The sequence below is a fragment of the Paenibacillus endophyticus genome, from assembly GCF_014192395.1.
GTDB lineage: Bacteria > Bacillota > Bacilli > Paenibacillales > Paenibacillaceae > Pristimantibacillus > Pristimantibacillus endophyticus.
Genome location: NZ_JACHXW010000011.1, coordinates 73,013 through 99,388, shown reverse-complemented (window position 1 = coordinate 99,388; position 26,376 = coordinate 73,013). Strand labels below are relative to the sequence as shown.

General features: G+C 45.9%; 20 protein-coding genes. 14 read left to right on the top strand and 6 right to left on the bottom strand.

Annotation, left to right across the window (positions count from 1 at the left end; genetic code table 11):
• Positions 1–54: 54 nt before the first annotated feature.
• From FHS16_RS18210 to FHS16_RS18195, 4 genes are all read left to right on the top strand, one after another.
• Positions 55–963: a diacylglycerol kinase gene (locus FHS16_RS18210; RefSeq protein WP_183565920.1), complete on the top strand. Its 909-nt coding sequence runs from the start codon at positions 55–57 to the stop codon at positions 961–963.
• An 80-nt stretch (positions 964–1,043) separates the two neighbouring features.
• Positions 1,044–2,552, top strand: a complete 1,509-nt coding sequence (gene rlmD / locus FHS16_RS18205) for a 23S rRNA (uracil(1939)-C(5))-methyltransferase RlmD (protein WP_183565634.1) — start codon at positions 1,044–1,046, stop codon at positions 2,550–2,552.
• A 763-nt stretch (positions 2,553–3,315) separates the two neighbouring features.
• Entirely contained in the window at positions 3,316–4,263 is a 948-nt protein-coding gene (locus tag FHS16_RS18200) for a helix-turn-helix transcriptional regulator (protein WP_183565630.1), read from the top strand.
• A gap of 204 nt (positions 4,264–4,467) precedes the next feature.
• Positions 4,468–4,872 carry a VOC family protein gene (locus FHS16_RS18195; RefSeq protein ID WP_183565627.1) on the top strand — a complete coding sequence of 135 codons (405 nt, stop codon included), beginning with the start codon at positions 4,468–4,470 and terminating at the stop codon, positions 4,870–4,872.
• Between the two features lie 644 nt (positions 4,873–5,516).
• Here FHS16_RS18195 and FHS16_RS18190 read toward each other — a convergent pair.
• The 6 genes from FHS16_RS18190 to FHS16_RS18165 all read right to left on the bottom strand — a co-directional run bounded on the left by FHS16_RS18190 (position 5,517) and on the right by FHS16_RS18165 (position 11,685).
• Positions 5,517–6,248, bottom strand: a complete 732-nt coding sequence (locus tag FHS16_RS18190) for a response regulator transcription factor (RefSeq protein ID WP_183565624.1) — start codon at positions 6,246–6,248, stop codon at positions 5,517–5,519.
• Positions 6,245–8,401, bottom strand: coding sequence for an ATP-binding protein (locus FHS16_RS18185; RefSeq protein ID WP_183565621.1), 2,157 nt, complete (start codon positions 8,399–8,401; stop codon positions 6,245–6,247). Before FHS16_RS18185 ends, FHS16_RS18190 begins: the two co-directional genes overlap by 4 nt.
• Before the next feature lie 489 nt (positions 8,402–8,890).
• Positions 8,891–9,274, bottom strand: a complete 384-nt coding sequence (locus FHS16_RS18180; protein ID WP_183565618.1) for a hypothetical protein — start codon at positions 9,272–9,274, stop codon at positions 8,891–8,893.
• Positions 9,271–10,695, bottom strand: coding sequence for a hypothetical protein (locus tag FHS16_RS18175; protein ID WP_183565613.1), 1,425 nt, complete (start codon positions 10,693–10,695; stop codon positions 9,271–9,273). Before FHS16_RS18175 ends, FHS16_RS18180 begins: the two co-directional genes overlap by 4 nt.
• A gap of 2 nt (positions 10,696–10,697) precedes the next feature.
• On the bottom strand, positions 10,698–11,090 hold the full coding sequence (locus tag FHS16_RS18170) for a hypothetical protein (protein ID WP_183565610.1): 393 nt from the start codon (positions 11,088–11,090) through the stop codon (positions 10,698–10,700).
• A 31-nt stretch (positions 11,091–11,121) separates the two neighbouring features.
• A complete protein-coding gene (locus tag FHS16_RS18165; protein WP_183565607.1) occupies positions 11,122–11,685 on the bottom strand; it encodes a hypothetical protein in 564 nt (187 codons plus the stop codon).
• 445 nt (positions 11,686–12,130) lie between these two features.
• On the opposite strand from FHS16_RS18165, the gene FHS16_RS18160 reads away from it, so the two are divergent.
• The 10 genes from FHS16_RS18160 to FHS16_RS18115 all read left to right on the top strand — a co-directional run bounded on the left by FHS16_RS18160 (position 12,131) and on the right by FHS16_RS18115 (position 26,293).
• Entirely contained in the window at positions 12,131–15,148 is a 3,018-nt protein-coding gene (locus tag FHS16_RS18160; RefSeq protein WP_183565604.1) for an S-layer homology domain-containing protein, read from the top strand.
• Between the two features lie 204 nt (positions 15,149–15,352).
• Positions 15,353–16,510 carry a HupE/UreJ family protein gene (locus FHS16_RS18155; RefSeq protein WP_183565601.1) on the top strand — a complete coding sequence of 386 codons (1,158 nt, stop codon included), beginning with the start codon at positions 15,353–15,355 and terminating at the stop codon, positions 16,508–16,510.
• A 23-nt stretch (positions 16,511–16,533) separates the two neighbouring features.
• On the top strand, positions 16,534–17,841 hold the full coding sequence (locus tag FHS16_RS18150) for a tetratricopeptide repeat protein (protein WP_183565598.1): 1,308 nt from the start codon (positions 16,534–16,536) through the stop codon (positions 17,839–17,841).
• Entirely contained in the window at positions 17,838–18,383 is a 546-nt protein-coding gene (locus FHS16_RS18145) for a HupE/UreJ family protein (RefSeq protein WP_183565595.1), read from the top strand. The genes FHS16_RS18150 and FHS16_RS18145 overlap by 4 nt, the downstream gene beginning before the upstream one ends.
• A 349-nt stretch (positions 18,384–18,732) precedes the next feature.
• Positions 18,733–19,668: an S-adenosylmethionine decarboxylase related protein gene (locus tag FHS16_RS18140; RefSeq protein WP_183565592.1), complete on the top strand. Its 936-nt coding sequence runs from the start codon at positions 18,733–18,735 to the stop codon at positions 19,666–19,668.
• A 19-nt stretch (positions 19,669–19,687) separates the two neighbouring features.
• Positions 19,688–20,572, top strand: coding sequence for a polyamine aminopropyltransferase (gene speE / locus FHS16_RS18135; protein ID WP_183565589.1), 885 nt, complete (start codon positions 19,688–19,690; stop codon positions 20,570–20,572).
• Positions 20,573–20,822: 250 nt separating this feature from the next.
• On the top strand, positions 20,823–21,116 hold the full coding sequence (locus FHS16_RS18130; protein WP_183565585.1) for an AbrB/MazE/SpoVT family DNA-binding domain-containing protein: 294 nt from the start codon (positions 20,823–20,825) through the stop codon (positions 21,114–21,116).
• A gap of 1 nt (position 21,117) precedes the next feature.
• Positions 21,118–21,510: a type II toxin-antitoxin system death-on-curing family toxin gene (locus FHS16_RS18125; protein WP_183565582.1), complete on the top strand. Its 393-nt coding sequence runs from the start codon at positions 21,118–21,120 to the stop codon at positions 21,508–21,510.
• 172 nt (positions 21,511–21,682) lie between these two features.
• Positions 21,683–21,796, top strand: coding sequence for an NUDIX domain-containing protein (locus FHS16_RS32680; protein WP_376769682.1), 114 nt, complete (start codon positions 21,683–21,685; stop codon positions 21,794–21,796).
• 138 nt (positions 21,797–21,934) lie between these two features.
• Entirely contained in the window at positions 21,935–26,293 is a 4,359-nt protein-coding gene (locus FHS16_RS18115) for a BREX system ATP-binding domain-containing protein (RefSeq protein ID WP_183565575.1), read from the top strand.
• Positions 26,294–26,376 lie beyond the last annotated feature (83 nt).

Here is a 26,376-nt window from a genome sequence, read left to right as displayed (position 1 = left end):
AGTTAACATATAAGCTAGGATGAATGGATCGTTAGGGGTGGAGCCGACATGGCAATCAAGCGGGCGAGACTGATTTATAACCCGTCATCGGGAAGAGAAGAAATGAAAAAGCGTCTGCCTGACATCCTTCAGCGGCTAGAGCAAGGCGGCATCGAGACGAGCTGCCATGCGACGATTGGAGAAGGAGATGCTACGCTTGCTGCAGCGGAAGCGGCTGACCGCGGCTATGACATGATTATTGCAGCGGGCGGCGACGGTACGCTTTATGAGGTTATCAACGGACTCGCCGGCAAGGAAAACTGTCCTCCACTCGGCATTTTGCCCGTAGGTACGACGAATGATTTTGCACGGGCGATGGGCATTCCGAAGCACTGGGAGTACGCCGTCGATTTGATCATTCAGCAATACAGCCGCCCGATTGATGTCGGGAAGGCGAACGAGCGTTATTTTATAAACATTGCCGGCGGGGGCTCTTTGACCGAACTTACCTATGATGTGCCGAGCAAGCTGAAGACGATGATTGGCCAGCTGGCTTATTATATGAAGGGCATGGAGAAAATGACCCGCCTGAGACCGACAGAGCTGACCTTTCAAGCGGCTGGCGTCGGTGAGTTTCATGATGAGTTTATGATGTTCCTCATCTGCAACAGCAATTCCGTAGGCGGATTCGAGCGTCTTGCGCCAGATTCCAAGCTTGATGACGGTTTGCTGGATGTCCTGCTTATCCGCAAATGCAACCTGCCTGAGTTTATCAAGCTGGTGACGCTTGCGCTGCGCGGCGAGCATCTGAACGATCCGCATGTGATTCATTTCCGTACGGATGAGCTGAAGGTGACGACGCCTGATTACGTACAGATCAATCTCGATGGCGAATATGGCGGGGTACTGCCGTGCACATTCTCGGTGCTGCCATCGCATTTGCGTATTTTTGCGGATGAGACGGGTACATCAACCTACCGATAACTGAGGATGAATGGGCCATTTAGGGCACAATGGAAGATAGAAGGCAAGCAACAGCATTGAAGATAGAGCGGAGAGAGTTTATGAATAAAGGAAGAAGCAGAGGCGGCAAAGGGAGATCGCGCGGTGCAGCAGGCTCTGGTGCAGCGGCGGCTCCGGTAGATGCTCCTTTTCAAAAAAATGAAGAAGTCACCGTCGATATTATCGGCCTGACGCATGATGGGGAAGGGGTAGGCCGCGCAGAGGGCTTTACCCTTTTTATACAGGGAGCGCTTCCCGGTGAGCGCGTTCGCGCCAAAGTGATGAAGGTGAAGAAGCAATATGGCTATGCGCGATTGGAGGAGCTGGTGCAAGCAAGCCCTTCGCGGATCGAGGCGCCTTGTGATATTTATAAGGAATGCGGAGGCTGCCAGCTTCAGCATTTCGATTACCCTGCGCAGCTTGAGTGGAAGCGGCAGCATGTGGTGGACAACCTCGTGCGGATCGGGAAACTGAGCGTAGCCAGCGAAGGCGCGGCTGCTGCGAATGAGGAACAAGCGTCAGGCGGGATTGTGGTTCATCCAACCATTGGAATGGTCGAGCCATGGCGTTACCGGAATAAAGCTTCCGTTCCGATCGGCACCAGCGCTCAGGATGGAAAGTTGATTGCAGGGTTCTATGCCAGGGGCAGCCACAGAATTATCGATATGGATGATTGCCTGATTGAGCATGAGGACAATGATGAGGTTATTCGCGTAGTGAAGCGAATCGGCCGTGAGCTCGGAGCGACGCCTTATGATGAGGCGTCGGGCCGGGGCGTGCTTCGCCATGTGATGGCGCGGACCGGCGTCATTACGGGTGAGATGATGGTCGTTCTGGTCACTAATGTCAAGAAGCTGCCTGCGGCGGAGGAATGGGTCAAGCGCATTCGCGCGGAGCTGCCAAACGTGAAGAGCATCGTTCAGAACGTGAATGAGCGAAATACAAACGTTATATTCGGCGATGAGACGCGCGTTCTCTGGGGCAGCGAGGTTATCTATGACGAGCTTGACGGCATTCGCTTCGCAATCTCAGCTCGGTCTTTCTACCAAGTGAACCCGATGCAGACCGCTCAGCTCTACCACAAAGCGGTGGAGTACGCCGGATTGACGGGAACGGAAACCGTCATCGATGCCTATTGCGGCATCGGTACGATCTCGTTGTTCCTCGCCCGTCAGGCTGGGCGCGTCTATGGCGTAGAGATTGTGCCGGAAGCGATCGAGGATGCTGCCCGTAATGCGGCATTGAACAGTATCACCAACGCATCGTTTGAGGCTGGACCAGCAGAGGTCGTCATTCCGCGCTGGCGCAAGGAAGGGATAACGGCGGACGTAATCGTCGTCGATCCTCCGCGCAAAGGCTGCGACCCAGCGCTGCTCGAGACGATTCTGGCGATGAAGCCGGAACGGGTTGTTTATGTCAGCTGCAATCCGTCTACGCTGGCAAGGGATTTGCGAGTGCTGGAGGATGGCGGCTATCGGACGGTTGAGGTTGTTCCTGTGGATATGTTCCCTTGGACGGTTCATGTGGAGAGTGTGGTAGGGATGCGCCGAGTCGATGTAACCAACAATTAAACCCGTGATATTCGTAATAAACCTCTGCTAAAAATCGAATAAAGATGTGATAACAATGGAGACGGGATGCAAATGCCCCATCAATTTATGTCTCCAATCGTCATGCAAATGTTACGACTAAGCCGACCGACTATCAGGATCTTCCTCTGATTTTCACTCGGCTTTTCTTTTCCTCAGGCTCTCTCTACGATGTCTCAGATGCCGTCTAATCCTTCCTTCAGGCTTCTCCTCCCGCATATAGAACAACTGTAAAGCCGCACTACATCTGCATTTCTCAGGCATTTCCTCGCTCTATTCTCCCGATTGAAATGCTCGTCTCGGCTCTTTTTCTGCATCTCTAATCCGCTCTTTCCCAGACTTCGATTCCTGTTTGTATTAGCCCTCGAACTGCCCTACATCCCTATCTTTACCCCTGTCTTTAAACTGCTCTTCCCTTGCTCTTTTGTCATGACATTATTCAGTTTATAATAAAGTCGTGATACAAAAGTCGAGAAAAAAATCATGAAAATGACTGTTTTGTAGCATGACTTTATTTATAAGGGCAACGGTGGAATGCGGGTTTCAGGGGTGTTATTTGGCAGGGGTTTATTCATACTGAACAAATGAGATATGACAGTATCGCTCAAATGCATTGGTTTTAATATCTCTGTACACTTAGGTGTATTATTAGACTAACGAGCAGTTAAGGTAAAGCGCGGTGAACCTTACCACAAGTGATGGCAAGTTTTTGGTGAACAGCATTAAGTTTCAAGGGGGGCAGCCAATGAACAAAATAGACCGTTTATTAGCCATCGTTCTGGAGCTGCAAAGCAGAGAAGTGGTACGGGGCGAAGATTTGGCGGACCTATTCGAAACCAGCGTGCGGACCATCTATCGTGACATTCAGGCACTTAGTGAAGCGGGCGTGCCGATTATAGGTGCCCCAGGCACAGGATATTCTTTGATGAAAGGCTATTTCCTGCCGCCGATCAGTTTCACGATAGAAGAAGCCGTGACCTTGCTTATAGGAACGGACTTTATCGAGCAACGATTTGATGATGAGTATTGTATCAGGGCTCAAGCCGCTCGGAGGAAAATCGAGGCCATTCTATCGGAGAGCGTTCGCAATGAGACCTCTCGTGTGCGCAAGGCGCTGCGCTTGCTCACTCCCGGTAAACGGGTTGCGCTGTCAAAAGAAAGGGAATATTTCGAAAAGATCCGTCGAGCGATATTAGATGAACGAAAAATCAGATTTCATTATTCGAAAGGGATTGCGGATTCCAAGGGGAATCACCATAGTGATCGTACCGTCGCTCCCTATGGCCTGGTACTCGTTGAAGGATCTTGGATGCTCGTGGCCCGTTGCGATCTACGCCAAGACATTCGCCATTTCCGCTTGTCCCGAATGACCGAACTTATCGAACTGGAAGAACGATTCGAACTACCAGCGCATTTTAACTTAAGGGAGTATACCCCTCCTGATGATCGCCATTTGCGAGTTCGCCTTCGATTTAACCATGACATCGCAGATAGGGTGAAGGAATCGAAATATCATTACATGGAGGATATGGAAGAGCATCAAGATGGATTGCATGTGGTCTTACGCGTTCGTCAACTGGATGAATTGCTGCAATGGGTGCTTGGCTGGGGAGCGGGTGTGATCGTATTGGAACCTGAATCATTCCGAAATTGTATTCGTGAGGAAGCCCAAAGAATGTTAAAACGCTACTGACATAACGTTGTCAGTAGCGTTGTTTTATAATCGGGTATGTAAACGTAAAGGAGTGGTGAGATAAATGCGAAGTACGTCTTGCATCGGTTGGGGGACACAGCCAATCTATTTTTTACAGCTACTTTGCCCCTTAAGGAAGCTTCGCTGGTTCTGGCCCACGATAATACGGTATTGTACCATTTATTATAGGAAGGATGATATCTTGTGAATTTCGCTTCTGTGCGCATCATTACTAACGACGTGGATCGTCTCGTCGAGTTCTATGAGAAAGTCATGGGTGTTTCGGCGGAGCGCCCCGCGCCCGTTTTTGCCGAACTCGTTGTGCCATCATGCACCCTGGCAATCGGCCACTCCCAGACGGCGCAACTATTCGGCGCTGGTTCCGTAGTGGCGGCCAACAATCACACTGTCATCATCGAGTTCCGAGTCGACAATGTCGATGCCGAATACGCACGCTTGAAGCTATTTGTCGATGATTGGGTAAAGGAACCGACCACGATGCCGTGGGGGAACCGTTCTGTGCTTTTCCGTGATCCCGACGGCAACCTCGTCAACCTCTTCGAGCCGGTGACCGAGGAAGCGATCAAACGGTTCAGCGGTAGGCGTTGACGGACAGTTAAGGTGAGTGAGGTCTCAATTTAAGGAGTGGCAACGATTCGTAAAATAAATGGCCATCTAGTGAAGAATGCCTTAAAATGAGCAAATGTGAAAATTACGTATGTTAAAGAGGAAATGAATGAAGTAAATAAGTAGCTGAGGCATTTGCAAAAAGATCGTATGGAGCTTGCTGATAAACTGCTGAACAAGACGCGGGACGATGAAATATTCAAAGGGGAAAGGAATTGGATGACATCATTTTCCAGGAACAGGAAAACGAAGTCTCCATACATGCGTTCCAATTAGAAGTTCAACGATTTACTCAACTGGAAATTTCGGATGAAGAAATCTATCAATAATAGCATTCGATACATGTGGAGTGCTTGGTAGAGATCCGCCGAGTCGATATCTAGAAGTATATAGTTATCCGTTTCAGAGAAGTTTCCTGGTGTTCTGTTCTATATGAGATGAGATTTAAACACGGGATGTAGCGGAGAATCGGCACGAAAGACCACCCTCTAAAGTAAAACGGAGGTGGTCTTTCGTATTACTTTATGCGAACCATTTTTCGATAGTTAAAAATGCATAAATCCCTTGCCGCTCAAGGCTTTTACCGCTTGACCACTTCGCTTTTGTCGCTTTATCTGGGATATGATTTAGCGGCAGTCGTGTACACTGCCAACCTTATCGCTGCTTTCGCGCTTGCTGGCAACCAGCATATATCCGGCCCCCCGAATCGTAATGATTCTCTCAGGATTGACAGGATCAGCCTCGATTTTTTTTCGTAAATTACTGATGTGTACAGCGACCGTTCTCGTATCCTCCAGACTCTCCATTCCCCAGATGAGATGGAACAATGTATCGACAGTGACGACACGATTAACGTTTTGGGCCAAATAGGATAGTAGACTAAATTCTTTTTTCGATAAAAAGATGGTATTGCTATCTATATTGACGGACTGTGCGTAGAAATCCAGCGTCATACCCGGTAACTCGAGCAGTTGTTCCCTTCTGCTTGTCGACACTCTGCGAAGGTGAGCCTTGATTTTGGCCATGAGTACTCCCGGACTGAACGGCTTGGTCACATAATCGTCGCCGCCATAGGATAATGCGCTGATTTTCACCTCGTCTTCCTCACGACTGCTCAGAAACACGATCGGCGCATTCGTGTAATTACGTGCGTTCCTGCACCAGTCAATGCCGTTTTCATTAGCCAGCATTACATCCAGTACTATCAAATCCGGATCGAGCGATGAAAGCAGCTTCATGGCTTCTGTCCCGCTGTGGCTATATGAGGATATAAAGCCTTCCCGTTCGCAATACACTTGAACAATCTCACAGATATGGGGATCATCATCGACGATCATAATTTTGTACGTTTCCTTCATGCTGTCACCTTCCTGCTTCTCGAATACAAAGGCAGCGATACATAGAATATCGACCCCGTCTTGCCATCGCTCTCCGCTCGAACCGCCCCTCCATGCGCTTGTACGATTTCCCTGCAAATCGCCAGCCCGAGTCCGCTGCCCTCTACTTCCATGTCCATGCCCGATCGATCATACCTATAATTGCGATCGAAGATTTGCTCGAGCTGCTCTGGGGGAATACCCGTGCCAGAATCTTGTACGCTAATTATCGCATAGCGGGTATCTTGCGCCTCGTCCACGGCTAGTGCAAGACGCACCGTCCCACCAGTAGAGGTGAACTTCATCGCGTTCGACACTAGATTAAACAACGCCTGCTCCAATCTTTGCCCATCCATCTCGATAACAGGCAAGTCAGGTCGTTGATCTTCCGTATTTCCGATATCCAATATGAAATGGAGCCCGGCGTCACGCACAACCAGCTCATATTGTTCAAAGAAATCACGCAAGAAGGGAATGGCATGAACCGGCTCCATTCGATACGCTACTTGTCCCGTCTCTAGATGCGACAAAAAGGACAACTCCTCGATCATGCGGTTAATCCTTATCGTGTTATCCCGGATATACTTCAGGTACTGTTCGTTGCGCTCCGGCTTAACCATGTCCTTCACAGCTTCGACATAACCAAGCATGCTGGACAGGGGCATGCGCAAATCATGCGTAATGTAGGCAAGCAGCTTCTTCCTCCCTTGCTCGGAGTGGAGCAGCCGATCATATGACATGCGGAGATCCTCGTGAGCTGCGGATAACGCATGTGTGCGCTCCATCACGATCCGCTCCAAATTGGCATTCATTTCAGTCAGCTTGTTATTAGCTTCCTGCAGCTCACGTGCAATCCTCTCTTCGTTCGTTGCCGCCCTCGTAAATCTTGAAGAAAGCAGAATCATCTGTGCGATCGTAAATACCAACAGACCAAGCGGAGATGTATTTCCGATTAGCGACCATTCATTGTAATATAAAAAATCGTTGATAACCGTAACAAGAGTAACCACCGACACCAACAGGAAGATCAGCGCTCCCTCTATACGCCGCATAGCCGCTTGGGCAAGCCCAACCATCAGATACACCATGTGCAGAACAACGATTACACCAATTACCAGTAACATTTTTGAATAGATAAGTGCAGGGGTTATCACAACAATTAGACAGAGTGCGCTGGTTGCGATGCGGGTACCAAGACGAAACCAGCGCGACACATAATTCGGGAAAATGCATTCAAAATACATGGTGATGATATAACCACTGATGCAAAGAATCAAATACTCGATCTTAAACTGCAATTCCCACGGAAAATGAGGAAGCAATTGTGTAATCATGAGCTCGCCGTTTAACAAGGAGCGAATGCCGAACAACACGGTGAACAAACCAAAGTACAACGGCGCCTTGTCCTTGCGTCGCAGCACGAACAACAGCAGATTATACAATCCAATCACCAGCAGACATGCAGTTATGAACATATCTTTGGCAATCTTCAGATTTGACCTGACCGTTAACACGCTGCTGCCACCCAGTTCTATATATTGGGTGATGCCGCCTCGCTTATGATGAAAGTTCGCTACTTGCATAACAAGCTCTAAAGTGTCGTTTTCGGGCTGGAAGAACACCAGCTTCGTTGCCAGATGCGGTTTCACGCGACTCTTGTCCGGACCCACCTCACCGACTTCTGCCAGCAGCTCTCCATTCGCCCACAATTTATACGCATGAAATATAGAAGGCAGCCGGAGAGCAAGCCGCTCATTCCTATCCTGCTTGCTAAGCTCAATGACCAGCCGAAATGTTGCGAAACCTTCTCCGCTCAGCTCTTGTCCATCCAACGGGTAGCCTAGCCAGGATCCGGGAATGTTGATATATCGATTAACCTGTCCACCGTTTTCCATGCGGCTCCGTATATCCTCTGGAGAAAGAAGTTCTTGCCAGAAGAACGCCCATTCCCCCTGTAACTTTAGCGGATTCTTACTAACATGATCCTTCGTTAAATCTAGAATGCCTTCTTCGCTTTGAATCTGAGGGGAGTCCGGTGCAAATACGACGGCATAGCTTGCGACCAAACCAACAACAACGACAACAGCTATGTAAAGCAAGACAGTACGAGAACCGAATCGAAGAATATCCCTCATGATGAAGTCGTCCCCAATCTACAAAATGCGCTATAAATAAGTTGATTATCTTAATGATAGCATCATAAATAGAAAATGTGTTAATAGCGGTGATAAATTAACACTGTAGTCTGTTTCTTTGGCCCTATACGTACACGGCTATTCAGTTTGACGCCAGCATTGGATTGTTTGAGAAAGAGGAGAGCCGGATTGGATTGACGACAGTGTAGTAAATATCGCTAAACAAATGAAAAAGAGGATGGAGGAAGCGGAATAGCTTTACGTTTGAGTCCAATTCCAGTCTGAACGTAAAAGCCGGAAGATAGGAACCTCTCCGGAACATGCAGACCCATGCCCGTCAAACGGGTACGCACCCATATTCGTTGGCTCCGAGCACTAGGCATCCCGGAATAGACTCGTATTGTCATGGCTGAAGCGCGGAAAATGTCTTGAAACACAAACAACGCCCTTTCTGCTTCCTATTGGGAAGCGAAAGGGCTGGAAAGTGATTTACCAATCAAAGTGCCTTTTACCCCCCAACGTGTCGGTTATATCGATCTTCAAATCTCGGATGCTCAACCTCCCACGATTGTAAGCTTTGCCTTGATCATCAACGAATTCGGATAACGGCACGCTGGATTTGCCGGCTGGCATCAAATCTGCTATATATGTGTACTGGTCGTCAATGGTGATTTTCGCATCGAACCATACAAATCCGGTTTCGTTTTGGACAATTAGATGCCCGCCCGTAACCGCAATGTCGGCAATCGGAATCATTGTGTTTGGAGCTGGTACGCATCCGGCCATCGTGATGGTTAGGAGTATTAGCAAGAATAATGAAACGTTTCTCCTCATTGGTTTTCTAGTGTAATTCATCTGTTTTTTTCGCATCATTCACGTTCCTTCACTTTCGATTCAACAGACAAGGCAAAGTCAAAGAATAGATTGGGCGAGGCGGGATGACTGCGGTGCACCTCAACGGCAATGACATTGGTCCCCTTCACAAGCTTGTCCAAATGGGTTTTTAGATCAATTCTTCGAGAGTAGGTTAAATCATTCGGAAACGCCAGCGAGGACTCGGTTGCGAATCCGCTTAGAATGGCGTCCCGAGATACTTCCTGGCCGTTCAGATAAACGACGTAACCGTCCTCAAAGGCGATATTCAAAAATAAACCGGACAACTCCTTCGGATCCTTATCCAATTCAAACGACTTGCGGAAATAATAAGTAGGGGACTTCCCGGCCTCCAAGGTTGTTTGAATATTAGTTTGCCGCTCTTTATTACTCGTCGTTCCCAGTGGAGCCCTGCCGACCTCCCAGACGGAATCGTCGTATTCCGGACTGCGCCAATCGTATGCAGGCAGTTGTACTGTTTCCGTGTGGAATGTTTCAATAATCGGACCTTCTCCCACCAAATCGACACCTTCCGGTATAAAGAATTTGATCTCCTTGCTGCCCGGATGGTAGCGCCATAAGGATTCAATGCCAACGAGCGGTATTTCTTGTTTTTCTTTCAACGTAGCCAGGTCCCACATCGCGAGGTTATCCGGATTCTCTACTAGTTGATCCAGCACTTGTTGCTGTTTATTCTCAGCCTTAATGGAAAGCGCGTTATCATTCGCTTCCAATACCATTATGAAAGGTGTTTCCTTCAGCTTGGACAGATCCCATACTTCCCAGCCCTGATATTCAGCTGGCGAATAATCAGAAGGCTTTTGTGTAACGGCTAAATTCAGAACGTAGACGGAATCGCGGATGAACACCGCACTGATTCCGGCGAGTCTGAACGCGTTCCATACCTCGGGAAGCTCCGGATCTTTGCTTAGCCAGGCTATGTTGTACGTCAGCTTATTTTTGTCAACCGTCTTACGGGTCCATTCCAACTGGCGGTCTCCCGGATCAGACATCCGCTCGGCGTTGAGGAAGAATAATCGGGCGTTGCCGTTAGTTACTGCATAAACTGATTTCCCGTAACCGGGAAGAGTCTGGGCAGGCACATGAGAATAAGCTTGGCTGAAACTTTGTTCCGTCGTAGAACCATCGTATATGGGATAAAGCTGAAACGTTTGCGCTTCCGGATGATTCTGCAACAACTGGTTGGACGCGGCAAAATACGATAAGTCTGGGAATTGCTTGATCCACTCCCCGATTTCCCCTTCCGATTGACTGAAATAACCGAATCGAAACGAAGTGGACGACGTGGGGGGTGACTTGAATCCTTCCATGGGGACTCTAGTCCAAAAAAAGGACAAAAATAGAACAATCAAGAGCACCAGCAGCAGCAAAGAAAGTTTATATTTGTATAGGATTGACATGATTACCCTTCTCCTCCCGGTAAAGTGTTCGGCAGGGCCGGCCACCACAATATGCTGTGGTATACGGTAGGCCAGATAATGATCATATTGGCAATAAAGGCAATGGCAAATCCTATCGTCCACGGCTTCAGATTGACATCTTTCCGTCCGATCGTCCAATGGAATATAGCCCAAGTGGCCAACCAGACGACCAGTCCTATCGTTTCTTTGCCGGTATAGGGTCCGATGCCCCACCAAGAGGGGATCCAGGAGCCCAGCTTCAGCAAAACCTGATTGGCTCTAATCGGATTGTAATAGCTCCATAAGTGACTGACCGTTATCGCTGCGATACCGAGCCATACCGAAAGCAGCACGGCAGCAATTTCGCCTGTTTTTCGTTGTTTGTCTTCTCTCATGATGTTCTCTCCCTCTTAACCTTGTTGAAAATCATACCATTTTCAGTTTCGCCAAACCGATTCCGAACGCCAATCCAATCAGCAAACAGATCCAGAATAGCGTGATCAATAAAGCGATGATCCCGCTAACCGCTGAGCCCGGTTCTAGAGCATAGCGAAACCGGCGCAATAAAAAGGCAGCCGCAATTCCGAGAGGAAGCGGGTACAGCGAAACAAATTCTTTATATTCCATAATAATCAAATGCACCTCAGGCTTGTGGTACATCAACCACTGCTGGGCACCGTCCACCCCTCGGTAAGCGGGGTAGAGCCAGTTGCCTAACACGATCGTAATCAGAACCATAAGATTCGTAAGCCAGAGCACCCATTCCAGTTTGGCTGCGGCCCCATTCTTGCCCCGCAGCATGGGATAGACTAGGTGAATCACTTGGCAGCTCATGATGACGGTGATGGTTGCGCCCAATCCGTGCAGGACGGACTCCAGCTTATGGTTACTAAGCCCTATGATATTGAGTAAAGGTATCGAAAAAAATAGCAGTGCGGCTGCACTCGCTTGCGTAATCGCAAAATCTCTTGCATTGAACAATGATCTCATCGGCTGTACCTCTCTCTCTATCGTCATGTTGATATCGATCATCTTAGAGAAGAATTATATGCGGGATGTTATCGCGAGTTTAAGCAATTGTAAAGCTAGAACGATTCGCTAGGCTATTGCGATAGGATAGGGAGCCTCTACAGGCATGAATACTCGAGAAACCCGCGTAACATAAGGAATATCTCGACACAAAGAGATTTAGGACTAAAATAATTAATAATATCTTAAATTTAAATTGCAATTTGATACTTTATAATAAGCAATGGCAGTTTAACTCAGGGGATATCTTCAAATCGCAACTTTTGGAATCGAAGATGTGAGCAAGGCAGCCGAGATGACAGTGGTTAAGGAGGAAAATAAATCTATCTATTTTTTTGTGCGATAATATCGCTTGTTGCGGTTTCCCCTGATTCCGACTCCGAATGAACGAGAAGGGAAGAAAGAGATGAAGGATAAGTTAAATGGCAAGTGGAGAGTTTTATCATTGATTGTTGGTGTGTGTACGGTTCTTTTCACCGTTGGTATTTTTAACGTGTCGGCTGCAAGCAACATCATTAAAGGGCCGTATCTGCTATTCGAAGGTTCCAACACCGCAATGAGTGTCCTTTGGCAGACGAGCGAAGATCAATCGAATGTCCTTAAATGGGGGACCGAACCCACGTTGACTGTCACTTCTAGCACGTATGAAGCGACCGTCGGAACGTACGGTGACGACAACCAGCACATGTTCAACATCACAGGTCTGCAGCCTCAGACCAAGTACTACTATGAGGTAGATGGTGAGGCTGGTTCTTTTGTCACCGCGCCTGCGGATGATGCTACCTCCGTGAAGTTCCTATCCTACGGCGACAGCCGCACCCAACCGAATTATCAGGATCAGGTGGCTACCTTGGCACGTCAGGCATATGAAGCTGACCCAGCCTACCAGACGCTTCTCCTGAACAGCGGGGATATTGCCTCAAGCGATTCCGAGAGCAACTGGACCGCTCAACACTTCGTTCCGAAGTCCGCCTACCCGAACTTGCACACTCTCCTGACCGAGGTTCCTATGGTGGGGGCAAGGGGTAACCATGAAGGAGTAGGCTCGGTCTATGAGAAATACTATCCTTATCCATACGTGGAGGACTTCTACTGGTCCTTCGATTACGGACCGATTCATATCGCAGTAGTAGACGAGTATACCGACTTTAAACCTGGCTCGGCCCAGTACAACTGGCTCGAAAACGATCTTGCTTCCACTAAAAAGTCGTGGAAGATTGTGATGGGGCATCAGCCGGCGTGGGGTGCCGGTACTCATGGGAACAATACCGATCTCCAGGAATACATCCATCCTCTCCTGAAGCAGTTTGGGGTGCCGTTGTACCTCAACGGTCACAATCATAACTATGCTCGCGCGGAATTCGAGGGGGTCGAGTATATCACCTCCGGCGGCGGCGGCGCTCCGTCGTACGATGTGGACCCAACTTGGCCGAACATCGTCAAAGCGGACAAGTCGTACTTCCTAACGGAGTTCGATGTTGAAGGGGATCAAATGGTCGTTACCTCCCGTCGGATAGACGGCACAGTAATCGAGACCATAACGGTTAATAACGCCCAGGTTCAACTGGATATTTCCGAATTAACCCTTACTCCAGATAAGGATACTTTACAAATGGATTCCCCTGATAGCAGCATTAAGCTCGGTCTTTCGGCTATGAACAGCCATAATGCTAATGTGGATCTTTCAGGTGCCAATGTAAAATATTACACGGATAAGCCTGACATGCTTTCCATTGCGGCGGACGGAACAGTGACAGCCAAGAACAAACCTGTATTTAATGAATCTGCTCAGGTTTGGGCTCAGATCTACGATGGAAGCAAACTGGTTACCAGTAATAAGGTGACCATCCATCTCGAAAATCCAGATGGGCTGGCAGAAGCAACATTGACATCGGATGTCAATTCGGTATCAAGCAACTCTAAGGCTCAGCTAAGTCTATCGTTGAAAGACAATTTGGGAGTGGATATGGATCTTTCTTCGGCCACCATCCAATATAAAACAAGTATTGATGATATTTTGAAAGTTTCTGCCAGCGGAATTGTAACCATGCAAAATCAGCCTCTTCGCACTATGTCCGTAAACATTTGGGCAGAAGTTACTGTTCAAGGAATATCAATCGATAGTAGTAAGGTATCTATCATTGTCGGTCCTCCATTAAACGGAGAATCCCATGTGCTTGTATCGCCAATCAAAGGCCAATACGACGATACGGAAGAACTTGCAGATGGAACGTTGGATTTGGAGAGTTCGGACCTGGAAATTGTAACGGAAGAATCCAACCAACAGATCTTACTCAGATTTGCTGAGCTGGCTATTCCTCAAGGGGCTAAGATTCTTGACGCATATATTCAGTTTTCCGTTGACGAGCCCGATAAGAACGTGGATCCGTTTGACGTGAATATATATGCGGAGGACGTTGCAAACTCAGAACTGCAAAATCCGCCTAATGTTTCATCACGTATGAAGACGAAAAACTTTGTCAACTGGAAGGATGCGCCGGCGTGGACAGTAGAACATGAAGCCGGTCCAGATCAGCAAACGCCTAACGTTGCAATTTTGGTTCAGGAAATCGCAAATAAGGATGGCTGGAAAGAAGGGAACACACTGGGCTTCATTCTAACCGGTCAAGGGACTAGAACTGCCGAGTCCTTTGAAGGCGCAGGCGACAATGAAGACCAAATTCCACAGCTGCATGTCATCTACACAACAGCGGCTTCAGTTCCGACGCAACCGGGTAATGGCGACGGTAATCCGACACAACCGGGCAACGGCAACGGTAATCCGACACAACCGGGCAACGGCAACGGTAATCCGACGCCTCCGGTTAACGGGGGCAGTGAACCGGTAATTCCGGTCAATCCGTTCACTGATGTCAACTCGCAGTACGATTGGGCGAATGACGCTATCGCAGTGTTGGCCAAACAAGGCATCATCAACGGAACGTCGGCTACTACCTTTGAGCCTGGCAAACGCATTACGCGCGCCGACTTCATGGAAATGCTCGTCCGTATGCTGGACCTGAAGGCAGACGTCACGTCCAATTTCAGCGACGTGAGCGCGAACGACTACTACTATAAAGCGCTAAACATCGTCAAAGCGCTCGGCATCGCGAACGGCACGGGCGACAACAAGTTCAATCCGCGCGACTTCATTTCTCGTCAGGACATGATGGTACTCATTAGCCGGGCGATGGAAGTAACCAACAAGCTGGACCTAAGCGGTATGCCGGCAGATTTGAACGGCTTCAAGGACAAGCTGTCGATCGCACCTTACGCAATCGACGCCGCAGCTGAAATGGTGAAAGCGGGCATTATTCAAGGCAACGGCTCGGCGCTGAACCCGAAAGGTCAGGCGACAAGGGCGGAAACTGCACAAATGATTTACCGTCTCTACTTGATGCTGCAGAAGAACGGCAGCCTCTAAGACAATGGATTTTGCACAAAGCGTCTCAATAGAGACAATCGATATCAGCACTGATGATGCCGAGAAGCATCCGGTGGCACCATTTTGTATATAACAGCTTAGACTACGCTCGGATGCCGATTGTTCAAATCAGTATAAAACAGGCGGCCGCAGGGTGTTCCCTGCGGCCGCTCCATAATTTAAAGAAGAAACGAGGGCATCGTCATGCCTTTGCAATGGCTTAGAAAATTAGCTCCATTGATCCTGATCGTTTTCATATTTTCCGGTGGTTCCCACGTCTCCGCTCACGACATGTATCTGGGAGGATCGAAATGGGCTATTGGCAAGGATCGCATTTTGTCCACGATTGAGCTTGACCCTGCCTTATTTCAGGAAATAAGAGGGATCAAAGGACTTAAATATGACCTTGACAATCTCACGAATGAGCAGCTTTATGAAATTGAAACCAAGATTATTCAACCTTACATCAACGAAAAGTTGTCAGTTTCCGTCAATAATCGCTCTTATCCGATAAAGGTAGAGAAAATAGAGAGGGAGGGAACCTTTTGGAAAATATGGCTTAAGATGAGCGAGGTGGGCTTGAACTGGCAAGAAAATAAAGTGAAGATTGAATACCGTCTTTTATTTGAAGAGACTAACAATCAGCATGTGAATCTTGGCTATATCTATTTTACCGATGCCGATGATGAATCGGTGCAGGAGGTTTTCAATTATAACCAACCGGATTTGCAGTATACACTGGACTCCCGGAATACGGTATGGAATTTCTCTGATAAAACCGCAGCTTTATTGTCGGATATATCTACTTTCCTCTTGCTTGGAATGAAACATATCTTAGCCGGATATGCCGGATTTGATCATATAGCATTTTTAATTGCTTTACTTGTGATCGGTTTATCGACCAGGGGAGCCTTGACGATTTTCGCTTCCTATACAGTGTCGTACAGCATTACTTTGTTGCTGGCAGCCATGCAGGTTGTAACTCTGAACTCCAGGTATGTCGAAAGCGTGATCGCTTTCTCGATTTGTTATATCGCGCTGGAAAACCTGTTGGCAAAACAGATTAATTATCGATGGCTGGTCACATTTATGTTCGGATTGGCCCATGGATTCGGATTTGCCAACGATCTTCAGGGGTTCATCGCAGGTAAATCGAATCTTGTTCATTCGGTGGTCTCATTTCATGTCGGCGTGGAATTGGGACAACTGATGATCTTTTTAATCATATTGCTCTTAATTTATCTGATAAAGAAAAAGCTGCCTATGAGAAAAGTGACTGCTGTAACATCCGTATTCATTTTTATTGCTGGTTTCATCTGGTTCGTCGATAGGGTGTTCAACTTACACCTGGTACCGTTCTAAGAGAAACAGGAAGAGAGAAATACATGAAAAAAAATAAATCATTCTATTTTTTTGTTTCCATCATGATTGCTATTATTATCTTCGTTACGAGCTCTGGCACCAGCATGGCTCAAAGCAGTTCTGCCGACCTTGAACGGGAATACAACATGAAAGCGAACCAATTTTTTACTGACAAAAATTATGAGCAGGCCGCTTTCGTTTTGGAGGAGCTGTTGGCAAAGATTCCGGATCTGAAAAGTGAAACTGTCTACAGGCAATTGACCCATTTCTATGATGATTACCTATTTAATTTTGAAAAAGCATTGTTCTTTTATAAAGAGTATCTTGATCAATTCCCTGAGGGGGTATTTGCGAGTGCCTTCCAAGATAGGGTTGCATATCTAAATGAACGACATTCTGAATGGCAAGCATTGCAAAACTTCAGGAAAATCCAGTTGGAAGCGGGAAATAATTCCCTTAAAGTAACGCTGGATGAAGTGGAAACCTTGCTTTCAAAGAATGAGAACGCAGTGATTGCGCCCGAAATGCATATCTATTTGGCAAACAAATATTTTGAAACAATCGAATATCAAAAGGCAAGAAAAAATGTGGAAAAATATTTAAACAGCTTTGACAAGGCAGACATGTCAAGTGCAGATAAAGCCCGGTCCCTGCAGTTGTATTCCGACATTCTTGTCAAGCAACATCATTTCGGCAAGGCTATCAGGGCCTTGGATCAGTCCATAGCGCTAGAAAATCCGGGAGAAAACTTTAATTATACAGTGGAAAAAAGCAATATCATAAAGCTAAGGAACATGTTGTATGGATTCATATTCTGTCTTCTGTATTATATAGCGATGGTCATATTGCCAATTCCCCTAAAGTTTTGGAGGCATTTCAATCTACAAAATTATGCCAGGCAGATTGCCAGGCCTTTGCTGCTTCTAGCCCTAGTTTCACTAGGTCCTGTCTTGATTCTGAACATCATTCAAAAGCCGGAAGTCGACCTGCGGTTTTTCTATGGCCAACTGGGCTTATCAGTCCTCTCGCTTATGGTAATAAGGGTACTAGCTCCGCTGTCATTGAAAACAAGCAGATTGGTTTATGTTTTGATGAGCTGCTTGCAAATGGGTGCCGCTTCTTTCATGCCCTATTTCATGACTGTTTACAGTGGGAGGAAGATATTAATAAGCACTGTAACAGAGGCTGATATAGATCCCGTGCCTTCTTTATTCCTCATATTAATTTGGGGTTCGTCCGCTGCTGCTTTATTGATTACCGTCATTTATGCGCGAAGAGCACGGCATCCACATGAACAAAGTAAAACAATCTTGGGAGGGTTCACAAGATGATTTCTGCATTCATCGCGTTTTTCAGACTAGGAATGGAACATATTTTAACAGGCTACGATCACCTATTGTTTTTATTTTCACTTTTAATTGCAAGGCAAACGATTAAACAATATGCAACGGTTATTACTGCTTTTACCATAGCTCACTGCTTAACTTTGACATTAACCGTCCTCGACATTATTAATGTACCATCTAGTTTCGTCGAACCAGCAATTGCCCTTAGTATTTGCTATGTTGCTATTGAAAATATGTTTAGAAGAGATGTAAAGAATCGCTGGATGATTACATTTGTTTTTGGTTTGATTCATGGAATGGGATTTGCCGATTTATTAAAAGGTATGGATTTACCAAAAAACGCCTTGGGTTTTAATATATTTAGTTTCAATTTGGGTATAGAGGCGGCTCAGATAGGGATACTTGTTGTATTGCTTCCTCTTCTCTTCTTTGCTCAGAAATGGAAATATTCGGTGAGAGTAGTCAATATATGTTCCGCAATAGCTTGTGTATTAGGTGGTGTGTGGTTAACCGAAAGAATATTCTAGCGCATATCAAGACGTTCCATGCAAGCGGCGAGAAGGCTATTTGGGTTTCAGTGAATGGTGTGATCCCATTCTATACCCTTCACCGTGTAAATCCACAACCGCATGAGGTTGTGGATTTTGTTATATAACGACTAAGTAAATGAATGGAGCCAGGCCCCTTTTTCAAGAGGTCTTGGCTCTATTTTTCGTTGTAAGACCATGTTCTTCTTTGTCTGCAGTTTTCTATTTAGTTTATAGATTGGATGGAAGCAACACTATTGAGAAACGATAGATTCTATTCTACAGATAGGTAATTGATTGGATCATATTCTAGCTATTATGAATATCTAGCTTAAAGGAGTTGAGGAACTTGGACCATCAGAAAATAACCCTTAGTATTAACACCGCTTTAGAAAATACAATGGTGGACGAGAAAGAAGAGCTTGAAGGATTTACGTTATTGGAACGATACCGCATTTTCGAAGAAAATAGAGGACGGTTCACGAATACAAAGGCGATCATCGGCTCTGGAATGAATCCCGGCGTCGTGCAATGGATGGCCTTGGAAATGATAAGGCAAACACCAGGTGAAAATCCGCTGGGCTGCTTTATCGTTGAACATGATAATACATTTTATAAGGATGTATCGCTAGCTCAGAAAAACACGGTTTATACGACATGGTCACCCGAATGTTTTTTGGATGAAGCCATACTAAACTATCCTATGTTTATGAAGCAACATATGCCTCTCTTTTTCTATAACGCTGTTTATGAGCTGGAGTTTAAAGTGTCGCTCGGAAACAAGCAGTTTTACGGTTGCTTGATGCCGCATGAAGAGGTTGTTACTCTTGGGAAAGCATATGATATGGAGGTCGGTTTTCTTTATCGCGTGAATGACTTTACTACGGATTTGATCCGTTCGAATCTTGGTAATGCTACCGATCTTTGGGATTGGAACCACAAGGTTTTGGACCCGTTGGATGCTGAACTGGATGGAGAAGATTTGGTAGGCGTGCTGCTCGTTTACAAAGACAAGGAACGATTTATGTACAACACGATGAATAACAAAAAAATATTTTCCGAATATAAAACAAATGCTACTTATTTTCAGGTAGCGTGCGGCATCTATGGTGCCTTATCCGCTCTGTTGCTTGATGACATTCCTGCTGGAATTTATTTTGTGGACGAACTTCTGCTTCAAACCGATACCAAGTATGGTGCGTATCTATCTTACTATATGAAAGACTTTGTTACGGGCGAAAGTACTGGTTCTGATGGGCTTTTATTGGATCGATTAAAAAAATGAATATTCGGTGGGGTGTAGAATGAAGGATAGAAGGCATTCATTAACTGGTTATTATAAAGAGACAAATGAGGATCTGTGGTTATGGGATGACCTTCCAGATTTAGATATGGAAGTTGGATATAAAGTCGGAGCATTGCTCCACTACGAACAATCATCTTTTCAAGAGATTAGCATTGTCGAAACGAAAGGTTTCGGCCGTATGCTAGTTCTGGATGGGACTCCCCAAGTTACTTCAAAAGACGGCTTTATTTATAATGAAATGATTACGCATATTGCAATGGCCACTCACCCTGAACCAAGAAAAGTAGCCATGATAGGAGGAGGCGATTGCGGACCAGCCCGCAAAGCACTGAAGTATGCAAGTGTGCAGCAAATAGATGTTGTGGAAATTGATCCGAGAGTGATTGAGGTATGCAGGTTATGGATGACAAAAGAGGCTGATCCTGCGCGGGGTGAACTAATACGTACAGTATTAAAGGACGGGTATAAGTGGATTCAAGAACAAAAAAATAAATATGATGTGCTTCTCGTGGATAGATCAGACCCCTATGGGCCGGCAGTTAGTCTATATAAACAACAATTCTATCAGTATGTTTACGATAGTTTGACTGATGAGGGTATAGTCGTTTTTCAGTCAGGTTCCCCCTACTACAATTCGGATATTTTGAAAAAAACGATTAGCAGATTGAAAAAGCTATTTCCAATTGTACGCACTTATTTATGTTCCATTCCTTCATTTCCCGGGGGGATATGGAGCTTTACTGTTGCCTCCAAAAAGTGGGATCCACTCGAAGCAAACTTAAATGGTTTGCCGTGGGAGGAAACGAAATATGTAAATCCTGAAATATTTCGGGCTTCTTTTGTATTGCCCAACTATATAAAGAACAAGTTGGAAGAGAAGTGAAAATTCAATCCCGTTAAACAGGGGCGAGTGAGCACGATTGGCTAATCGAGTAGCATCAGGCGGTGAATGGTGGTTTTGCGCAGCCACGTTTCGCCTCCACCAAACCATGAAAAACCCGACCTCGTGAGGTCGGGTTTTTGCTTTATAAGTGTTTAGAATTTTGATAAGATGTACATACGTTAAAAAAGTAGTAACAGTTATAAGGTATAACTGGTCGAAGGCCGATCATAATATAGAAAGGAGAATGAATATGAATGGTGTGATCAAAGTGACAAATGATAGGCAGAATGTGAAGCGTTATTCTCGCAAAATTGGAAGAATGGGCAATAGCTTGGGAGTAAGCTTGCCAAAAAGTCTGGCTGAAAAGTTGAATGTCTCACAAGGCGATGAGATTGAATTTATTGAAAATGATCGTGGTGAAGTGGTATTGAAAAAGGTTCGGCAAGTTCAACTCCCCGATAATGTAAGACCAGAAGTTCTTGAAGCGTTCTTTGACGTGTTTGAAGAAGATGAAGGTATCCTTGAGGATTTAAGGGATAGATGAAATGACAACATTCCTAACCAAAGAAGAGGTTATTTCTGCCCACTATTTCATGATGAAGAAAATGAACGACGCAGACCAAGCGGGTGTGAAGGATCACGGCCTGTTGGAGTCTGCGGTACATAGACCTCAACAAAGTGATTTTGGAGAAGATGCTTATCCATATTTATTTGACAAAGCCGCTGCCCTACTAGAGTCTCTGGTGAAGAATCATTGCTTTCACAATGGCAATAAACGGACTGCCTATCTGGTTACAAAATCATTCCTTATGTTGAATGGAAAACATCTAAGAATGGAACGTAAATACGCAGTGGAATTTATTGTAGATATTGCAAAAGGAATTCATTCGATGGAGACTACAGCAAACATTTTAAAAGAACATTCTGTCGACAGATAATTCATAGGGGCGATCCTGGGTGACATCAAAACTGTGACTACACCCTTTAAAAGCCTGTATGGTGTGATCTTCGGACAGGGGTTCAATTCCCCTCGCTTCCACCATGTAAATCCACAACTGTACAAGGTTGTGGATTTTTAATTTTCTATTTGAGTAATTTTGATTTTTTGGGGTGTGTAAGCTGCTCGGCGACGTGGAAGAAGGAGAAAATAACGAGGAGGCTTTTTTGCGTGAAATAAAGGAAGAAACGGGGGACGGTGCCTTTATACCGCATGAGCTGCCGTAAATATATATGTTCATTTCTCACTTTATTAGTTGTTCGAATTCTGAGATGAATTCGTATGCGCGTCATTCCGATATAATGATAGAATTAAAAGATGCACTGGGTATGATGCACTAAGAACGAATTGGAGTGGAAACTGGGATGGTTCTTACAGAAGCTATTCATTTAAAGGAAATGATGAACGGAGGCCCAATGAACGTCAGCTCCTTCTTACATATAGCTATAGGACTGACGGAGTCGGTACATTTGGCTCACAAGCAGAATGAATTATTTGGAAATTGGAGTCCAGCGAATATTCAAATTCAATTGGATATGAAAGCAGCTATTTCCATAGATCCGCTACTCATGGATTACACTTATATGTCCCCCGAACAAACAGGCAGAATCAATCATATGCCAGATGGACGCAGCGATCTGTATGCCCTTGGTATGATCTTTTATGAGATGCTGTCAGGGCGACTGCCGTTTCATGCACAAAGTGTAGAAGAATGGATACATGTACACCTTGCTGTTGTACCAAAGCCTCTAAGCGAATGGCGTTCGGAAATGGCTGGCTCGCTTGAGGCTGTTATTATGAAGCTGTTGTCGAAGAATCCGGAAGAGCGCTATCAGAGTGCATATGGTTTATTAAGTGATTTGAAGTGGTGCGCCTTATCTATGGAAGAAAAGGGAGAAGTCATATCCTTCGAAATCGCTCAGGCAGATGAGGCAAGCCGGTTTCGGCTTCCTCAGACCCTCTTTGGTCGTGAAGTGGAAGAAAGAGCTCTCCGAGATGCTTTCGAACAGGCAAAAGCTGGTGCATCTTCGTTTGTTTTCGTTAGCGGAAGCGCAGGAAGCGGTAAAACGGTGCTCGTTCGAGCACTTCAGATGTTAGTTAGAAGGGATGGCGGTCGGTTCGTTAGTGGCAAATGCGATATGATGAATCGCGACATTCCGTTCTCTTCACTGCTGGAAGCTTTGCGAAGCCTCATTCGGCAAATATGGAGCGAATCACCGGATCGAGTAGCGAAGCTGAAGAAACAATTAACAAAGGCCTTAGGCCTGGGAGCAGCTGTCATTGTACAGCTTTTACCGGAAGCTGCAGAGCTGTTCGATGTCATTCCAGCAATAGAACCGCTGCATCCTGCTGAGGCTGCTATTCGCTTTAACCGCTTAGTGCCTATATTCATAAAAGTTTTTGTAGATAAGCAGCATCCCTTAGTCATTTTCCTTGATGATCTTCAATGGGCAGATCCTGCTACCATAGATGTTCTTCGTACAATTGTACATGATCAAGCACGGCCTGGCTTACTAGTGATCAGTGCGTTTAGGGAGGAATTCACTTTAGGATGGCAAAAACATGAAGAGAATAAAGTGGATGCAGCTGCATGGATGGCGGAGTCGCTTTCCTTGCATGATGAATTCCAATTATCTGTACATCATATCCATCTCGAGGCTCTGTCCTACATCGAAGTGAGACAATTCGTATCGGATGTTCTTGATGAGAACTCCGCCCGTATTCGCTCGCTCGCGGAGGTGTTATACCACCGAACAGGCGGCAATCCATTATACTTGAATCGTCTACTGGACAATCTGTATCGAGAGAATAAGCTTTATTATGATGAAGTAGAGGCGTCATGGGTATGGGAACCATCTGTCATCACGGACATTCCTGAGGATCCGGACATTGTACATTTAATAGAGGCTCGTATTCGTATGCTATCCCCCGAAAAGATCGAGCTGTTAGCCATAGGAGCAGCTATCGGACATCGTTTCTGTCCACTCACGATCTCTTTAGTTAGTGGGAATTCTCTGCTGCATGTACGCAGACTTCTGCATGTAATAGAGGAAGAGGGTCTAATCTGCCGAGAAAATGACACTGAGGAGTCAGACGGTGTTGAACGTTATTATAGATTCTTGCATGACCGTATTCAACAGGCAGCTTACATGACCATGTCTGAATCGGACCAAACGAGCTTACATCTGAGCATTGGCCGCGTCATACGAGATGATTTATCAAGTGAGAGTGTATTTACTATATTTGACATGGTGCATCACTTGAATCTGGGCAGCAAGAAGATAGTGGATGATGCGGAGAAGAGAGAGCTTGCCGCATTTAACTATCAGGCGGGTATAAAGTCTAAGGCAACAACAGCATTTACGGCTGCGCTCCATTTTTATGAAATCGCTTTACGTCTTTCTGGCGGCGACTGGCAAAATACAGCGTCCCTTGATTACCGGCTCCTGCTGGAGGTATCGGAATGTGAATACATGTGTGGTCATACAGATCGTGCGGAGGAATTACTCGCAAACTTAATGTCTTGCACAACAAACGTGGTTGAACGTTCTCATATCTATTTGATACGTATTGCCATGTATTCGTATTTGAAGAAGGATGAAACGGCTGTCCATATTGGGCAGCAGGCGCTAGCAGAACTCAGCTGGCATTTACCAAGCAAGCCTTCCAAAGCATTAGTTATAAAGGAAATATTAATGACACAGAGTGCATTGTTCAATAAGGGTAGCGAGGTTCCACATTTACCGATTAATCGTGACCCGCGCTATAAAGCATTGTCAGACCTGGTCATGGCGATTTCGCTCCCTGTCTATGTGTTAAGTCTAGAGCAGTCAGCTGTGTTATTCTCAAGATTTGTTCGTTATGGTCTAAAGTATGGAAGCAATGAGGCTTTCTCCTTTATGCTTGCCAGCTACGGGATGGTTATTTATAAAATGTCAGGTTTCCGTACGGGGCCTCAATATGTAGATCAGGCATTCCATCTAGCAGCTTCCTTCGACAGCGCAGACCTGCGAAGCCGATTATATTATCTGAAAGGCCTTGTCGGCATTATTAATCCGGATGAAGGGATTAAGCAGTTTGAGAAATCGATCCAATATGGGATGGAATCGGCTAATCTAACCTATGTTAGCATTGCGATGATGACGACTATAACAAACTACACCGGCGATTTGTATTCATTATCTGCACGGATCAAAGATTATGAAGAGACTTCACAGCAGCTTGTGGACGGAGTCACACGTAATATTTTTCGTAGGGCAAAATGGTACATCGCACAAATGCAAGATGGGGCTGGAGAAAGCGATGAAGTCGTTAAATCCTTACTAAACGAGCCATACAAGGATTTTTTGAATAACGAGGTCTATTATACATGTACCTGTAACATAGAGATTGCTTATCTCTTCGGGCGGTACCAGGAAGCCCTTGAATGGGCCAAGAGAGGTGAGAAGAATACATTCCTCCAAACTCGGCCGCATGTTCGTAAACAAAGGATGTACCATTCATTAACGCTTGCTGCTATGTACTCGGAAGCGTCGCCGAATGAGCAGAAGAGGATACGGATGAAGCTGCGTGAGCACTTGCGTTCTATGAGGCGATGGTCTGGCTATAGCGACAAGGATTCGTCTGCTTATTTGCTCTTATCAGCTGAAATCTATCGGATGGAGGGCAATCGAGTTGCTGCTGCCGAGCGATACGAAGAGGCAACCCGGGCAGCCCGCCAGGCAGGAGAGGGACTAATGGAGGCTATTTCTTGTGAACGGGCCTCTGTATTCTATAGGCAGATGGGGAGTATGAACGGGGCGGAGGCTCTTATTGCTGATGCTTGTGACACTTATACAAGATGGGGCGCTACTGCCAAAGCAAGGCAGCTGAGAGAAACAAATGAAGGATTAAGAACAGCTGCGATTGAGAGAATAGGGGATGACAAGGCAGTTACAGAGGAGCCTAGTGCAATCGAAATCAAGTCTGAGTTCACGTCTTGGCTTACTGCGGACAATAGGCAATACAAACAGCAGCAAGAATGGATGAGTTCACTAGACCATTGTCATACCATGGACCAATTCCTGGAGCTTGCAATCCGCTATTCTGGTGCAGAAAAGGGATTTATTGTGGGTAGCGAGGGAGAGAGCTACGCCGTTGAAAAGGAAGTTTCATTGAGCGATAGCAGCGGAGCTTCGTATGGTGAGTCTATTATCCGTTATGTACTGAAAACAGGCGAATCGGTGGTACTTGTTAATGCTTCGCACAGCTCTTATTCCGCTGATCCCTCTATTCGTAGAAACCAGTCCCAATCCGTACTGTGTATGCCTGTTCTTTTCACAGGAGGATTAACGCCATTCGCACTTTACTTGGAGAACAGTCTTATAGCCGGCGTTTTCACTCAAGAAATACGGGTCATGCTGGAGCAAATGATTGCCCGAATGATGTATGTGAAATCATTAGATGAAGCTCGCAGCCAAAGTTATTCACCCATCGTTCCAACAGATGATCTGTCATCAACTTCTGCGAAAGCTTCACAGCTGTTATTCGAATCACTTACAAATCGTGAAACAGAGATCCTGTACGCGCTGACAGATGGATTGACGAATAAGGAAATTGCCTATCGATTCGGATTAACAGAAGGAACAGTCAAAGGCTATATTCATAACGTATACGGAAAACTGGGAGTTAAAAGAAGGAGTCAGGCGATTGCCCGTGCAAAGGAGTTAGAACTCTTAAATTAGACTTTTTTCTACAATATTTGCGAAACACTAACTTTGGTTAGTGTTTTTTTGTATGGCTTGGGACCTATACTTAGGTCCGAATT